The sequence below is a fragment of the Pseudomonas sp. Irchel s3f10 genome, assembly GCF_900187515.1.
Taxonomy (GTDB): domain Bacteria; phylum Pseudomonadota; class Gammaproteobacteria; order Pseudomonadales; family Pseudomonadaceae; genus Aquipseudomonas; species Aquipseudomonas tensinigenes.
Genome location: NZ_FYDZ01000006.1, coordinates 100,018 through 113,622 on the forward strand (window position 1 = coordinate 100,018; position 13,605 = coordinate 113,622).

At 59.5% G+C, this 13,605-nt stretch carries 16 protein-coding genes; 8 read left to right on the forward strand and 8 right to left on the reverse strand.

What is annotated here, in order from left to right:
* Nucleotides 1-44 precede the first annotated feature (44 nt).
* Nucleotides 45-800: a spermidine synthase gene (locus CKW17_RS15185; protein ID WP_095120471.1), complete on the reverse strand. Its 756-nt coding sequence runs from the start codon at nt 798-800 to the stop codon at nt 45-47.
* Between the two features lie 150 nt (nt 801-950).
* Between CKW17_RS15185 and CKW17_RS15190 the strand changes: the two genes are divergently transcribed.
* Nucleotides 951-2,297 (forward strand): class II 3-deoxy-7-phosphoheptulonate synthase, encoded by a 1,347-nt coding sequence (locus tag CKW17_RS15190; RefSeq protein ID WP_034155236.1) that lies wholly within the window; start codon nt 951-953, stop codon nt 2,295-2,297.
* A 98-nt stretch (nt 2,298-2,395) separates the two neighbouring features.
* Here the strand turns inward: CKW17_RS15190 and CKW17_RS15195 are convergent, their stop codons facing one another.
* Both CKW17_RS15195 and CKW17_RS15200 read right to left on the reverse strand, forming a co-directional pair.
* The gene (locus CKW17_RS15195; RefSeq protein ID WP_095120472.1) at nt 2,396-3,622 is read right to left on the reverse strand and encodes a winged helix-turn-helix domain-containing protein; all 1,227 of its coding nucleotides are present in this window, start codon (nt 3,620-3,622) and stop codon (nt 2,396-2,398) included.
* Nucleotides 3,623-3,702: 80 nt separating this feature from the next.
* The gene (locus CKW17_RS15200) at nt 3,703-3,924 is read right to left on the reverse strand and encodes a DUF1127 domain-containing protein (RefSeq protein WP_016985493.1); all 222 of its coding nucleotides are present in this window, start codon (nt 3,922-3,924) and stop codon (nt 3,703-3,705) included.
* A 96-nt stretch (nt 3,925-4,020) separates the two neighbouring features.
* On the opposite strand from CKW17_RS15200, the gene CKW17_RS15205 reads away from it, so the two are divergent.
* Nucleotides 4,021-4,875 (forward strand): LysR substrate-binding domain-containing protein, encoded by an 855-nt coding sequence (locus tag CKW17_RS15205; RefSeq protein ID WP_026000633.1) that lies wholly within the window; start codon nt 4,021-4,023, stop codon nt 4,873-4,875.
* On the opposite strand, the gene CKW17_RS15210 is transcribed toward CKW17_RS15205, so the two are convergent.
* Nucleotides 4,865-5,614: a sulfite exporter TauE/SafE family protein gene (locus CKW17_RS15210; RefSeq protein ID WP_176470076.1), complete on the reverse strand. Its 750-nt coding sequence runs from the start codon at nt 5,612-5,614 to the stop codon at nt 4,865-4,867. The genes CKW17_RS15205 and CKW17_RS15210 overlap by 11 nt on opposite strands.
* 108 nt (nt 5,615-5,722) lie before the next feature.
* Between CKW17_RS15210 and CKW17_RS15215 the strand changes: the two genes are divergently transcribed.
* The 4 genes from CKW17_RS15215 to CKW17_RS15230 all read left to right on the forward strand — a co-directional run bounded on the left by CKW17_RS15215 (nt 5,723) and on the right by CKW17_RS15230 (nt 8,998).
* Nucleotides 5,723-6,679, forward strand: coding sequence for a LysR family transcriptional regulator (locus CKW17_RS15215; RefSeq protein ID WP_095120474.1), 957 nt, complete (start codon nt 5,723-5,725; stop codon nt 6,677-6,679).
* A gap of 72 nt (nt 6,680-6,751) precedes the next feature.
* The gene (locus tag CKW17_RS15220; protein ID WP_176470077.1) at nt 6,752-7,207 is read left to right on the forward strand and encodes a MarR family winged helix-turn-helix transcriptional regulator; all 456 of its coding nucleotides are present in this window, start codon (nt 6,752-6,754) and stop codon (nt 7,205-7,207) included.
* 326 nt (nt 7,208-7,533) lie between these two features.
* Entirely contained in the window at nt 7,534-7,953 is a 420-nt protein-coding gene (locus CKW17_RS15225) for an organic hydroperoxide resistance protein (RefSeq protein WP_095120476.1), read from the forward strand.
* A 34-nt stretch (nt 7,954-7,987) separates the two neighbouring features.
* Entirely contained in the window at nt 7,988-8,998 is a 1,011-nt protein-coding gene (locus tag CKW17_RS15230; protein WP_095120477.1) for an alpha/beta hydrolase, read from the forward strand.
* Nucleotides 8,999-9,180: 182 nt separating this feature from the next.
* Here the strand turns inward: CKW17_RS15230 and CKW17_RS15235 are convergent, their stop codons facing one another.
* Together CKW17_RS15235 and earP are read right to left on the reverse strand one after the other, a co-directional pair.
* The gene (locus tag CKW17_RS15235) at nt 9,181-9,750 is read right to left on the reverse strand and encodes an elongation factor P (protein WP_007908599.1); all 570 of its coding nucleotides are present in this window, start codon (nt 9,748-9,750) and stop codon (nt 9,181-9,183) included.
* Nucleotides 9,751-9,798: 48 nt separating this feature from the next.
* Nucleotides 9,799-10,941 carry an elongation factor P maturation arginine rhamnosyltransferase EarP gene (gene earP, locus CKW17_RS15240; protein ID WP_095120478.1) on the reverse strand — a complete coding sequence of 381 codons (1,143 nt, stop codon included), beginning with the start codon at nt 10,939-10,941 and terminating at the stop codon, nt 9,799-9,801.
* A gap of 124 nt (nt 10,942-11,065) precedes the next feature.
* On the opposite strand from earP, the gene CKW17_RS15245 reads away from it, so the two are divergent.
* A complete protein-coding gene (locus tag CKW17_RS15245; protein WP_095120479.1) occupies nt 11,066-11,473 on the forward strand; it encodes a hypothetical protein in 408 nt (135 codons plus the stop codon).
* A gap of 2 nt (nt 11,474-11,475) precedes the next feature.
* On the forward strand, nt 11,476-11,958 hold the full coding sequence (locus tag CKW17_RS15250) for a GreA/GreB family elongation factor (protein ID WP_095120480.1): 483 nt from the start codon (nt 11,476-11,478) through the stop codon (nt 11,956-11,958).
* A 9-nt stretch (nt 11,959-11,967) separates the two neighbouring features.
* On the opposite strand, the gene cysB is transcribed toward CKW17_RS15250, so the two are convergent.
* A complete protein-coding gene (gene cysB, locus CKW17_RS15255) occupies nt 11,968-12,942 on the reverse strand; it encodes an HTH-type transcriptional regulator CysB (RefSeq protein ID WP_008079948.1) in 975 nt (324 codons plus the stop codon).
* A gap of 113 nt (nt 12,943-13,055) precedes the next feature.
* Entirely contained in the window at nt 13,056-13,559 is a 504-nt protein-coding gene (locus CKW17_RS15260) for a universal stress protein (protein ID WP_095120481.1), read from the reverse strand.
* Between the last annotated feature and the right edge of the window lie 46 nt (nt 13,560-13,605).

The following is a 13,605-nucleotide window of genomic DNA, read 5'->3' on the forward strand; positions in this document are numbered from 1 at the left end:
TAGGAGTGAGCCTGCTCGCGATAGGGCCAGCAAGGCCAGCAGCCTCAGGTGGCCGGGCGAATACTGTTGATCAACGACTGCAACGAATACCCCAACCGCGGCGCCAGCGCTTCGGCCCGGGCAGTCAGCGCCTGCATGTCCAGCACCTGATCGAGGTCCGCCGGGACAATCAGAATCACATTGCCCTCCTTCACCGGCAGCTCCCAGTAATGCCGGTGATAGAGCCCACGCAACAACGCCGCACCCAACGGCTTGCCATCATCGGTGGCCCACTGGTTGATCACCAGCCAGCCACCCGGATTCAGACGTTTCTGGCAATCACCGAGAAAACTCCAGGCAAGATGCCCGACGCCCGGGCCGACATCGGTGTACAGGTCGACGAAAATCAGATCCGCAGGCTCTGCCGTTGGCAGCAATTCAAGCGCATCGCCGACGCGGATATACAACCGTGGATCATCATCCAGGCCAAGGTATTCGATGGCCAGGCGCGGCACATCCGGACGCAGTTCAATGGCTTCGACATCGTCCAGCGGCAGAAACTTGAGGCAGGCCTGAGTCAGCGTTCCAGCGCCGAGCCCGAGAAACAGCGCACTCTCCGGCTGCTCATGGCACAACGCGCCGATCAGCATCGCCCGGGTGTAATCGTATTCGAGCCAGCTCGGGTCGGCGGTGAACACGCAGCTTTGCTCGATGGCATCGCCGAACTCGAGAAAGCGGTAATCAGCCACTTCCAGCACGCGAATCACGCCGAACTCATCCTGTACTTCGGCGAGCAGATGCTCGACGCGCTCCTCAGTCATTTCGTCTCCTGATGGTCACCGGGCGCGGTGACGCGATGGCACCGCTGTGGCGCCGTGGCAAAGCGGCGATTGTCGGCGATGGGGCGGGAGCAGGTCACGCACTAATTGCTGCTAACATGGCCTTCCGTGCGTAGAACCTTAGAGACCGTGATGAGCCAACCGTGGAGCCCTGACAGCTGGCGCGCCCTGCCGATCCAGCAACAACCGCAATACCCCGACGCCGCGCACCTGCGCCAGGTCGAGCAAACCCTGGCCAGTTATCCGCCGCTGGTGTTTGCCGGTGAAGCGCGCGAACTGCGCCGACAGTTTGCCGAAGTCACCCAGGGCCGAGCCTTCCTGTTGCAGGGCGGCGATTGTGCGGAAAGCTTCGCCGAGTTCTCTGCGGCAAAAATTCGCGACACCTTTAAAGTGTTGCTGCAAATGGCGATCGTCATGACCTTCGCCGCCGGTTGCCCGGTGGTCAAGGTCGGGCGCATGGCCGGTCAGTTCGCCAAGCCGCGCTCGGCCAACGACGAGACCATCAACGGCGTGACCCTGCCGGCCTACCGGGGCGACATCGTCAACGGCATCGGTTTCGACGAGAAAAGCCGCGTGCCGGATCCGGAGCGTCTGCTGCAGTCCTACCACCAATCCACCGCCACGCTGAATCTGCTGCGCGCGTTTGCCCAAGGCGGTTTTGCCGACCTGCATCAGGTGCACAAATGGAATCTGGATTTCATCGCCAACTCGGCGCTGGCCGAGAAGTACAGCCACCTCGCCGACCGCATCGATGAAACCCTGGCATTCATGCGCGCCTGCGGCATGGACAGCTCGCCGCAATTGCGTGAAACCAGCTTCTTCACCGCCCACGAAGCGTTGCTGCTGAACTACGAAGAAGCCTTCGTACGCCGCGACAGCCTGACCAACGATTACTACGATTGCTCGGCGCACATGCTGTGGATCGGTGACCGTACCCGTCAGCTCGACGGCGCGCACGTTGAATTCCTCCGTGGCGTGAACAACCCGATCGGCGTGAAAGTCGGCCCGAGCATGGACCCGGACGATCTGATCCGCCTGATCGACGTGCTCAACCCGGACAACGATCCGGGGCGCCTCAACCTGATTGCGCGGATGGGCGCAAACAAGGTCGGCGATCATTTGCCAGCGCTGATCCGCGCGGTGCAGCGTGAAGGCAAGCAAGTGCTGTGGAGTTCCGACCCGATGCACGGCAACACCATCAAGGCCAGCAGCGGCTACAAGACCCGCGACTTCGCGCAGATCCTTGGCGAGGTGAAGCAGTTCTTCCAGGTGCACGAAGCGGAAGGCAGTTATGCCGGCGGCATTCACATCGAGATGACCGGACAGAATGTCACCGAGTGCATCGGTGGTGCGCGGCCGATTACTGAAGACGGGTTGTCGGATCGCTATCACACCCACTGTGATCCGCGGATGAATGCCGATCAGTCTCTGGAATTGGCGTTTTTGATTGCTGAAACCCTCAAGCAGGTTCGCCGCTAGACCGCGTCGCCTGAAATCGCTAGCAGGCTAGCTCCCACAGGGGATTTGTGTCGTATACAAACCCATGTGGGAGCGAGCCTGCTCGCGAAGAGGCCGGTTCAGTCGCCCCCAATCTGTGCCAATGCCACCCGCAACCGCGCCGCACTCTCACGCTGACAATTGAGCTGCACCCGCGCCAGCCCCAACCAATCCGCCATCTGCCGCAAGTTCAGCGCCAGCGCCAACATCCCCTCCTCATCCAGTCCCGGCTCTTCCTCGTGCACCGCATGCACCGCCAACTGCCCCGCCGCCCGCTCGGCACGCAGATCAACCCGCGCGGCAATCCGCTCGTTGTGCAGAAACGGCAACACGTAATAGCCGTAGACCCGCTTGTCCTGCGGCGTATAAATCTCCAGCCGATAGCGGAAATCGAACAAACGCTCAGTGCGGCTGCGCTCCCAGATCAACGAATCGAACGGCGACAACAGCGCACTTGCCATCACCTTGCGCGGGACTTTCGGCTCCGGCAGGCAATAGGCGATCTGCCGCCAACCGGCGACTTCGCACAGCTGCAATTGCCCAGCCTCGACCAACTCCGCCAGACGTGGACGCGCATCCGCCGGATTCAGGCGAAAGTAATCGCGCAGGTCTTTTTCGGTGCCGACACCCAATGCCTGCGCCGCATGCAACAGCAAGCCACGCTGCGCCTCAGCCTCATCAGGCAATGCTTGCTGCAGAATTGAAGAGGGAATCACCCGCTCCGGCAAATCATACAAACGCTCAAAACCACGCCGCCCCGCCACCGTCACTTCACCCGCCGCGAACAGCCACTCCAGCGCATGCTTTTCCGCGCTCCAGTCCCACCATGGCCCGGCCTTGTCTTCGCGGGTCGACAAACTGCCGGCGCCTAACGCGCCCTGCTCTTCCACCGAACTCAAGACCCGGCGAACCACGTCCTGCTGCTCACGACCGAATTTCGCCAGTTGCTGATAGATATCCTCGCCGCGCCTGGCTCGCTGCATCCGCCAAGCCATCAACGGATACATCGACAGCGGCAACAATGACGCTTCATGTCCCCAGTATTCAAACAGCGTACGACGTCGCCCCGAACTCCAGGCAGCCTGGTCGAGCAAATCAGCAGAGTAGGCACCGAGACGGGAAAACAGCGGCAGGTAGTGCGAGCGCACCACGGCGTTGACGGAGTCGATTTGCAGCAGGCCCAGCCGTTCGATCAGCCGGTTGACGTGGGTGGCCTTGACAGTCGGCGGCTGGCGCCCGTTGAAGCCTTGGGCCGCCAGCGCCAGACGTCGCGCCTGTTTGAGGGAAAAGGATACTGTTGCGGGCATGAGCATCTCCTTGTCTGCTCGCAACCTACCTCACTCGAAGTTGGTTTGTGTAGCGCTCTGCTCATCATTTATGCAGCGGGTCATTTATGCATCGGGTCATCCCAGAACGGCCGCACGGCTTCGTGTTCAACGTCGGCACGACTGACGCCGATGTCCTTCAACGCTTCGTCGCTCAGACTGGCGAGCAACTCGCGTTCACGGTGCAGTTCGTACCAGCGGCTAAACTTGTGCAGCAGGTCGGAAACGATATGGCCGTGGCCGGAAAATTTTGCTTCGTCTACATACTCTCTTTGACCTTTCATCGTGTTGCCTCCTTTGTGGATGGCTCAAGTCTCACGCCGGCGCTAAGATCAATCCAACGAATGTTTCTGATGGCATGCATCACGGAGATTCATCAATTGTCGGCTTACCCCAGTATCGATACCGATGTCCTGCGCACCTTTGTCGCGATTGCCGATCAGGGCGGCTTCACCCGCGCCGGCGAAATGGTCAACCGCACACAATCGGCGGTGAGCATGCAGATGAAGCGTCTGGAAGAAGATGTCTTGCAGCGACAGTTGTTCGAGCGCGACGGCCGCCAGGTGCGCCTGACCGCTGAAGGCCAGGTACTGCTCGGTTACGCGCGGCGCATCCTCAAGTTGCACAGCGAAGTGTTCAACACCTTGCGCGAGCCGCACATGGTCGGCACGGTGCGCATCGGCACGCCTGACGATTACGTGATGCGCTTTCTGCCGGGGATTCTGTCGCGGTTCGCGCAGTTCTATCCGCTGATCCAGATCGAAGTGCATTGCGAGTCGACCAAGCAATTGTTGCAACGCACCGATCTGGACTTGTCGATCGTTACCCGCGAGCCGGGCAACGAGATCGGCCAGTTGTTGCGCAAGGAGCGTTTCGTCTGGGCCGAAGCGCAGAATTTCAGTGCCCACGAACAAACCCCGCTGCCCCTGGCGATGTTCAACAGTGATTGCTTCTGCCGCTTGTGGGCGTGTAATGCGCTGGATGCGATGGGCCGCGATTACCGCATCGCTTACAACAGCACCAGCCTCTCGGCGTTGATGGCAGTGGTCAGCGCCGGTCTGGCGATCACCGCGCAACTGGAGAGTCTGATCACCCCGGACATGCGCATTCTCGGCGCCGCCGAGGATCTGCCGCTGCTGCCCGAGGCCAGCATCATGCTGATCCGCAACCTGAACAATCCGTCGCCGATCACCGAGTGCCTGGCCGAGCACATCGTCGAAGGCTTCAAACTTTAAACGCGAGCATCACCGCACACAGCACCAGGAAACCGCAGAACAGCCCGCGCAGGAGTTTTTCCGGCATCGCGTGGGCGACTTTCACTCCCCAACTGATGCTCGCTAGGCCACCGATGGCCAGCGGCAGACCGATCATCCAGTCCACTTCGTGGTGCACCGCGTAGGTCACCAGGGTCACGCCGGTACTGGGCAAAGCCAGCGCCAGCGACAAGCCTTGAGCAACCACTTGCGTGGTGCCAAACAGGCTGGTCAGCACCGGCGTTGCCACCACCGCGCCGCCGACACCGAATAAACCGCCCATGGTCCCTGACGCCGCGCCGAGCACGCCAAGCCACGGCCAGGAATAGCGCATTTCAGACGTCGCAGCGGGTGGCTTGCCGAACATCTTCAGCAGGTTGTACGCCGAGAGCACCACCAGGAACGCGACAAATCCGATGCGCATGGTTTGCGCATCAATGCCCACCGCCCAGATCGAACCGATCCACGCAAAGCAAAAACCCATCACCGCCAAGGGCAGCGCGTGCCGCAGTTCGATGCGATTGCGCTGGTGATAACGCCATAGCGCCAGCATCACATTGGGTACAACCATGACCAGCGCCGTGCCTTGGGCGATCTGCTGATCGAGACCAAACCACACGCCAAGCAACGGAATGGCAATCAAACCGCCGCCGATGCCGAAGATGCCGCCAAGTGTGCCAAGTGCGGCGCCGAACAGCAGGTACAACACAAACTCCATCACAGCAAATTCCTCTCACGTCAGGCGATTCATCCTACGCAGTCACGGCTGGCGGGGAAACGCATAGCAACGCACAATGGCTATGCCGATTTCGCACAGGCGTTGCCAACCATGAATCCCAATCAATTGACCGATCAACTCGGGCTGTTTCTCGATGTGCTGGAGAGCGGCAGTTTTTCTGCCGCTTCGCGCCGTCATCCGCTGACACCTTCGGCCGTGGCGCGCCGGATCGACAGTCTGGAAAGCGCCGTTGGCAGCCAGTTGTTTGTCCGTAGCACCCATGCCGTGCGCGCAACGCCGGCAGGCCTGGCGTTTGCCGAACGCGCGCGGCGGATAGTCGCCGAATTGCAACTGGCCCGCGCCGAAGCTGTGTCGCTGAGCAGTGCGCCGGAAGGCTTGATTCGCATCGATGCCCCCGCCGCGTTCGGGCGCCGACATCTGGCGCCGGTGATTGCTGACTTTCTTGTCCTGTACCCGGGGCTGGACGTGCAGTTGCACTTGATCGACAGTTTCGTCGACATGGGCGGCTCGAACCTGGGCAAAGTCGATCTGGTGCTGCGGGCCGGGCAGATGGCGGATACGCGACTGGTGGCCACACCGCTGGCGAGCATGGTGCGCATTGCCTGCGCCAGCGCCGATTATCTGCAGCGCCGAGGCATGCCAAACACGCCCGCGCAGTTGCATGAACATGATGGCCTGGACTGGGAAGGCCTCGCCCCACCCTTCGCCTGGCGCTTCGAACAGGACGGGCAGATGCAATTGCACCGTCCGGCGCGCATCCGCATGAGCGCCAACAATGCCGAGGCCCTGGTCTGCGGCGCTCTGGCCGGCTTGGGCATCGCGCATCTGCCAACGTGGCTGGCCAGCGAATACCTGTTGCGCGGCGAACTGTTGCCACTGTTCTGCGAAAACGGCCTGCCGAAACCGGAGTCCACCGGCATCTACGCGCTGCGCATGGAGCAACAAACCAACTCGCGCAGCCGCTTGTTGCTTGAATATCTCAAGACCCGCTTCAGTCCGGTGCCGCCTTGGGATCTGGCGTTGCAGCGAGATCTGGGCAGGCATTAAACACGGAGAATTATCTGGCGCATTAAAGATTCGAGCGCTAGATTCATGCCCATCATCGAACAAGGCTTTGACATGACTTCCGAACGCGACACCTGCGACGACCTGCTCCTCGACAATCAGGCGTGCTTCGCCCTGCATTCCACTTCGCTGATGATGACCAAGGTCTACAAGCCGCTGCTGCAAGCCTTGAATCTGACCTACCCGCAGTACCTGGCGATGATGGTGCTGTGGGAGAAGGATGGTTTGACCGTCGGAGAAATCAGCTCACGGTTGCTGACCGATCCAGGCTCGCTGACGCCGCTGCTCAAACGCCTGGAGGCTGAAGGCTTACTGAGTCGCACGCGCAGCCGTGAGGATGAGCGCGTGGTGATTGTCGAGTTGACCGAACAAGGCCGCGCGTTGAAAGAAAAAGCCCAGACGGTCCCGCAATGCATCCTCGGCGCCAGCGGCTTCTCCCTGGAACGCCTGCAAAACCTGCAAGCAGAGTTGCAGGCGCTGCGCAGTCACTTGCAAGAAAGCCTGATCTGACCTCCACACAGTCCCTGTGGGAGCGAGCCTGCTCGCGAATGCGTAGTGTCAGTCGATATGAATGGTGACTGATACAGCGCATTCGCGAGCAGGCTCGCTCCCACATTGATTTCATCGCCAGCAAAATATTTTTACCGCCTGATCTACCGCGCAATCCGCTCTAACTCAAGCCTTACAGCCACCCTCTCATACCCGCCCCTCCGTGGAAGTGCAGCTTTTTCAAAAATTTATCTTGCACACTAAATATTCGCGCGATACATTCATCTCGCACTTACTTAGCGCGCAAACAATTAGCGCACAAAAACATACTCAATGAGGCTCACACCATGCAAACTCTCTACACCGCAATCGCAACCTCCACTGGCGGCCGTGATGGTCGTGCGATCTCCAGCGACAACATCCTCGACGTCAAACTCGCCACCCCGAAAGAACTCGGCGGTGCCGGCGGCGCGGCGACCAACCCAGAGCAACTGTTCGCGGCTGGCTACTCGGCCTGCTTCATCGGCGCTCTGAAATTCGTCGCCAGCCAGACCAAACGCAAAATCCCTGACGACGCCTCGATCACCGCCCACGTCGGTATCGGCCAGATCCCTGGCGGCTTCGGTCTGGACATCGATCTGCACATCAGCCTGCCAGGTCTGAAACAGGCCGACGCTCAAGCGCTGGTCGACGCTGCTCACCAGGTCTGCCCGTACTCCAACGCCACCCGCGGCAACGTCGATGTGCGTCTGCACGTCACCGTTTAACTGCTGATACCTCAGGCCCGAACAGGAAATGAACATGCACACTTTCAGCAAAGTCTTGACCGGTACCCTTCTCGCCCTGTCTATCCACAGCGCTTTCGCCGGTGATGTCGAACACAACACTCAGGCATTTCTCGATGTGCTGAATGCCGGCACCGGCAAACCGATGGAACAGCTGACGCCCAAAGATGCCCGCGCCGTGCTGGTCGGTGCGCAGTCCGGGGTCAAGTTGACGCTGCCCAAAGCGGACGTCAGCGAGAAGGCCATCCAGGTCGATGGCCAACCGTTGAGCCTGACCATCGTCCGGCCGGCCGGGGTCAAGGGCGAGCTGCCAGTGTTCATGTTCTTCCACGGCGGTGGCTGGGTGCTGGGTGATTTCCCGACGCACGAGCGGCTGGTGCGGGATCTGGTGGTGGGTTCGGGAGCGGCGGCGGTGTTCGTCAATTACACGCCTTCCCCGGAGGCGCATTACCCGGTGGCGATCAACCAGGCTTACGCCGCGACGAAGTGGGTCGCCGAGCACGGCAAAGAGATCAATGTCGACGGCAAGCGTCTGGCCGTGGCGGGCAACAGTGTCGGCGGCAACATGGCGGCTGTGGTTGCACTGATGGCCAAAGACAAAGGCACTCCGGCGATCAAATTCCAAGTGCTGCTGTGGCCAGTGACGGACGCCAATTTCGATACCGGCTCCTACAATCAGTACGCCGAAGGGCACTTCCTCACGCGCAACATGATGAAGTGGTTCTGGGACAACTACACCACCGACGCCAAGCAGCGAAACGAGATCTACGCGTCGCCGCTGCGGGCCACCACTGCACAACTGAAGGGCTTGCCGCCCGCGCTGGTGCAGACCGCCGGCGCCGATGTGCTGCGTGATGAAGGTGAAGCGTATGCGCGCAAACTCGATGAGGCCGGCGTGGCGGTGACGTCGGTGCGCTACAACGGCATGATTCACGATTACGGTTTGCTTAACGTGGTCAGCCAGGTGCCGGCGGTGCGTTCGGCGATGCTGCAGGCTTCGCAGGAGCTGAAGGAACATCTGAAATAACCGCAGTCCCATTGTGGGAGCGAGCCTGCTCGCGAAGGCGTCCTGTCAGACAACACTTCATTGAATGACACACCGCTTTCGCGAGCAGGCTCGCTCCCACAGGGGTAATGTGAATCTCAGAACCCAGGCACAAAAAAGCCCGACTCAATGGTCGGGCTTTTTCTTTCCGTAAAAAGCAGTGCTTATTTGGCACGGCCTTTGTAGGAACCGCCTTCGCGGGTGTCGATTTCGATCTTGTCACCGATTTCGATGAAGTCAGCAACTTGCAGCTCGGTACCGTTAGCCAGCTTGGCTGGCTTCATGACTTTGCCGGAAGTGTCGCCGCGAGCCGAACCTTCGGTGTAGTCAACTACGCGCACGATGGTGGTCGGCAGCTCTACGGAAACCAGACGCTCTTCGAAGAAGATCGCTTCGCAAACATCGGTCATGCCTTCTTCAACGAAAGGCAGAACAGCTTCGATGTCTTCAGCGTTCAGCTCGTACATGGTGTAGTCAGTGGTGTCCATGAACGTGTAAGTGTCGCCGCTGATGAAGGACAGGGTCGCTTCTTTGCGGTCGAGGATCACGTCGTCCAGTTTGTCGTCAGCGCTGTAAACGATCTCGGTCTTGTAACCGGTCAGCAGGTTTTTCAGCTTGGTCTTCATGATCGCGCTGTTACGGCCCGACTTGGTGAATTCAGCTTTCTGAACCAGCCAAGGATCGTTCTCGAGACGGATCACGGTACCGGGTTTCAGTTCTTTACCAGTTTTCATTGCGAATATCCGAATTTGGATGGGATTTACAAAAATCTAGGCCGCGTATCATATCCAATTTAGGTAAAACTGTACCAGCGCTGCGGCAAGATCGGCCTGCAAGCCTTGTTCCAGACACCACGCCTCGGCATTCTCCTGCAGTTCTGGCCAATGATTACGGGCCGCGAGCCAGTGTTCACCGATTGGCCGGCCGGCGCTCCAGGCCTGCCAGAGACCGTTCATCGCCTCGGCAGCGGCCGGTGAAAGGCCTTTTGTATAGAGCGCGAGGAAGGCGTCGAGCTTATCCAGATGGATGTCTTCGTCCTGCTGATAGATGTGCCAGAGCATCGGTCGCCCCGCCCATTGCGCGCGGACGAACGAGTCCTCACCGCGCACCGCGTTGAAATCGCAGCACCAGAGCACGTGATCATATTGATCCTGTCGGACGAACGGCAGCACTTGTACGGTGAGCGACTGACGCACATGAATCGCACCGACCGCCAGGGCTTCTACCTCGAGCCAGCGCGCCACATCACCCAGAATCCGCCCTTCCGGCACCAGCAGATGAGTCGGCGCGGTGTCCGCGGCCAAAACGTCCAGCCAACTGGCCAGCCCGGCATTCTCGTAGGCAAACAGCGAAATCAGCTGGGCGTCAGGCGCACGATCGATCCCGAGGCCTTGCAGGAATTGGCGCTGAGCCTCGGCATCCTGCTGAAATTGCCGACGCTGCTCGAGCAATCCTCGCTCACGCAACAGCCCGCCAGTACCCGGTTGAAATCCCGGAAAGAAGAAGAACTTCTGCACCGATTTGTATTTGACCGACGGCAACCCGTGACAGCCGATCACCCAGTCTTCAGCGCTGAGATAGTCTAGGTTCATCCACAGCGGCGGCTGTTCACGCCCTGCCATCGCGTCCATGTAATCACTCGGTAACTGACAGGCAAACGCGGCAATCACCACATCCGCCGCATCCGTGTGCACCCACTCAACCGGCCAGTGCCGCACTTCGACGCCTTGTTGCGATTGCTGTGCGGCGCTTATATCGATCGCCGGGCAAATGCGTTCGAATGCGCGCAGATCATCGACCCACAAGCGCACCGCCAAACCATGCTCAGCCACCAATTGCCGAGCCAGACGCCAGGTCACGCCGATGTCGCCAAAGTTGTCGACCACGGTGCAGAAAATATCCCAGCGGGGTTTCAATTCAGGCATTCAAGACTCCCGTTGGCAAAAGCGCCGATTGTCCGCATAAATGACCTCGCGCAGAAGAGCCGACGGCGATTAATCTTCGTGCGACAATCGCTACTTGCCCGTCATCATCCGCCAGGAGGCAGCCATGCCCTACCGTCCCAACCCGCGCCGTCCTTTGCCTGTTCAGCTTAGCGCGCTGCATTTGACCGGCAGTATTGCCTTGGGCATGTGGCTGGGCTTCGTCGCCATTGCGCTGACCTGCTGGCTGCTGTCGCATTTGCTGTTCAAAGAACAACTGGCACCGGTTGCCCAGGCGGTGCAACAACTGGCCAATCCACCGGCGGTGCAGGTGCAGCCGGATATCCCGCCGCAGAGCCCGCTGTTCCAACAGTACGAAGAAAACCTGCGCAAGAGCGAGCAGCAAGTGCGCATGGATCAGGCTCGCAGCAGCATTCGTAATCAGTCGAATCCAAAATGCCAGTTCTGGTTGCAACAGGATCAGACGGCTCCCAGCGAAAAATCCCGCGCCAACGTTTTGCAATTCTGCGATTGATCATGAACAAGCACATCGTCCACCAACTGATTCTCGACAAACTGCGCATCGATCTCGACATCGCCGAACGCGCCGCGCAAACCGCTTACGAAACCGCGACCCACGAAGAAAACATCGCCGAGAACAAGTACGACACGCTTGGGCTTGAGGCGTCGTATCTGGCGGCCGGGCAAGCAAAAAGAGTCGAGGAAATCCGTCAGTCACTGGCGCTGTGCCAGAACCTGACGCTGCGTGCCTATGACGAAAACCGTGGCATCGAAGTCGGCGCCCTGCTTGGTCTGGAAGATGAAAAGGGTCGCGAGCAATGGCTGTTTCTGGCGCCCGATGCGGCAGGCCTGAAAGTCGATGTGGTCGGTCAGCCAATTACCGTCATCACCCCTCGCTCGCCGCTGGGCAAAAGCCTGCTGGGCAAGTGCGAAGGTGATGAGGTGGAGATTCTGGTGGCAGGCACCCGGCAACAGTTCGCTGTCACCGAGGTGCTCTGAGGCAATTGCTTAGTGGACGGGCAGTTCGACGCCGTCGAACAGCTCTTCCAGTTCCTGCTTGTTGTGGCACTGGATGGCTTTGGCCATGACTTCGCGAGTCAGGTGCGGGGCGAACTTCTCGATGAAGTCGCACATGAAACCACGCAGGAAAGTGCCACGACGGAAGCCGATCTTGGTGATGCTCGATTCGAACAATTCGCTGGCATCCAGCACCACCAGATCGCTATCGAGTTTGGTGTCGACCGCCATTTTAGCGACGATGCCCACGCCCAGGCCCAGACGCACGTAGGTTTTGATCACGTCGGCGTCGGCCGCAGTGAACACCACTTTCGGCGTCAGGCCGCGATGACTGAAAGCTTCGTCGAGTTTCGAACGGCCAGTGAAACCGAACACGTAAGTCACGATCGGGTATTCGGCCAGTGCTTCCAGGGTCAGCTTCGGCAGCTTGGTCAGCGGGTGGCCCTGGGGCACGACCACGCAACGGTTCCAGCGATAGCACGGCATCATCACCAGATCGCCGAACAGCTCCAGCGCTTCGGTGGCAATGGCAAAATCGACGGTGCCGTCAGCAGCCATTTCGGCGATCTGCATCGGCGAACCCTGGTGCATGTGCAGCGCCACGTCGGGGTATTGCTTGATGAAATTGCTGATCACCGGTGGCAGCGCATAACGTGCCTGAGTGTGAGTGGTGGCGATCGACAGGGTGCCTTTTTTCTCGTTGGAGAATTCCTGGGCGATCTGCTTGATACTCTCGACCTTGCGCAGAATCTCACCGGCAGTGGTGATGATGCGCTCGCCGGCCGGGGTCACGCGGGTCAGGTGTTTGCCGCTGCGGGCAAACACTTCGACGCCGAGTTCGTCTTCCAGCAGGCGGATTTGTTTACTGATGCCCGGTTGCGAGGTGTAGAGGCTTTGGGCTGTAGCGGAAACGTTGAGGTCGTGGTGCGCCACTTCCCAGATGTAGCGCAATTGTTGAAGCTTCATATGTATCCCTCAAAGCAGGTAGACGCCACGGGCATCAGCGACGGTATATAACTATATTAATGGTTTGGAGAATAAATCTAGAACTTTTTTATCAAAGCGCCATTATTCCTGCTTCAGCGATCCTCCCGCCGCCGGCGCTCCACTAACGGCACCAGATAAACCGGCACCTTGGCCAATTGCAGGACCCGCGCCGCCGTGCGCCCCAACGGTGTTTCCGCGCCCACCCCATGACTGTGACTGCCGACGATCAGCAAATCGACAGAGAGTTTTTGCACCTGGTCGAGGATCACCTGTGACGGATCGCCCTGCACCACGCGCACCGCGCGAATCCGCTGCAGATCCTGCTCACCTTCATCCCCGAGTTCTTCGCGAAAACTATCCAGCACCCGCTGCTCGATATTGGCGATGACTGTTTTCAGACCCTGGCTGTGAAATTCGTTCAATGCCTGCTCGTCCAGATAACTTTGCAACACCGATTCGGCAAACAGCCCCATCGGCTCCACCGCGTGCACCACATACAAATCGGCATTGAACGTTCGCGCCAACGCCAGGGCATGCTGCATCACTAACGGGGCGTACAGACCGAGGTCAGTGGCATACAGCATCGAACGAATCATATGACCTCCTCGCGTGCCAACATGGCGGAGATTTGATTCAGCTTAG

Coding starts and splice junctions, on each gene's coding strand:
- CKW17_RS15185 (WP_095120471.1), bottom strand. CDS start 800: ATGACTGAGGAGCGCGTCGAGCATCTGCTCGCCGAAGTACAGGATGAG.
- CKW17_RS15245 (WP_095120479.1), top strand. CDS start 11,066: ATGCCCTACCGTCCCAACCCGCGCCGTCCTTTGCCTGTTCAGCTTAGC.
- CKW17_RS15235 (WP_007908599.1), bottom strand. CDS start 9,750: ATGAAAACTGGTAAAGAACTGAAACCCGGTACCGTGATCCGTCTCGAG.
- CKW17_RS15250 (WP_095120480.1), top strand. CDS start 11,476: ATGAACAAGCACATCGTCCACCAACTGATTCTCGACAAACTGCGCATC.
- CKW17_RS15230 (WP_095120477.1), top strand. CDS start 7,988: ATGCACACTTTCAGCAAAGTCTTGACCGGTACCCTTCTCGCCCTGTCT.
- CKW17_RS15260 (WP_095120481.1), bottom strand. CDS start 13,559: ATGATTCGTTCGATGCTGTATGCCACTGACCTCGGTCTGTACGCCCCG.
- CKW17_RS15195 (WP_095120472.1), bottom strand. CDS start 3,622: ATGCCCGCAACAGTATCCTTTTCCCTCAAACAGGCGCGACGTCTGGCG.
- CKW17_RS15215 (WP_095120474.1), top strand. CDS start 5,723: ATGAATCCCAATCAATTGACCGATCAACTCGGGCTGTTTCTCGATGTG.
- earP (WP_095120478.1), bottom strand. CDS start 10,941: ATGCCTGAATTGAAACCCCGCTGGGATATTTTCTGCACCGTGGTCGAC.
- cysB (WP_008079948.1), bottom strand. CDS start 12,942: ATGAAGCTTCAACAATTGCGCTACATCTGGGAAGTGGCGCACCACGAC.
- CKW17_RS15220 (WP_176470077.1), top strand. CDS start 6,752: ATGACTTCCGAACGCGACACCTGCGACGACCTGCTCCTCGACAATCAG.
- CKW17_RS15225 (WP_095120476.1), top strand. CDS start 7,534: ATGCAAACTCTCTACACCGCAATCGCAACCTCCACTGGCGGCCGTGAT.
- CKW17_RS15190 (WP_034155236.1), top strand. CDS start 951: ATGAGCCAACCGTGGAGCCCTGACAGCTGGCGCGCCCTGCCGATCCAG.
- CKW17_RS15200 (WP_016985493.1), bottom strand. CDS start 3,924: ATGAAAGGTCAAAGAGAGTATGTAGACGAAGCAAAATTTTCCGGCCAC.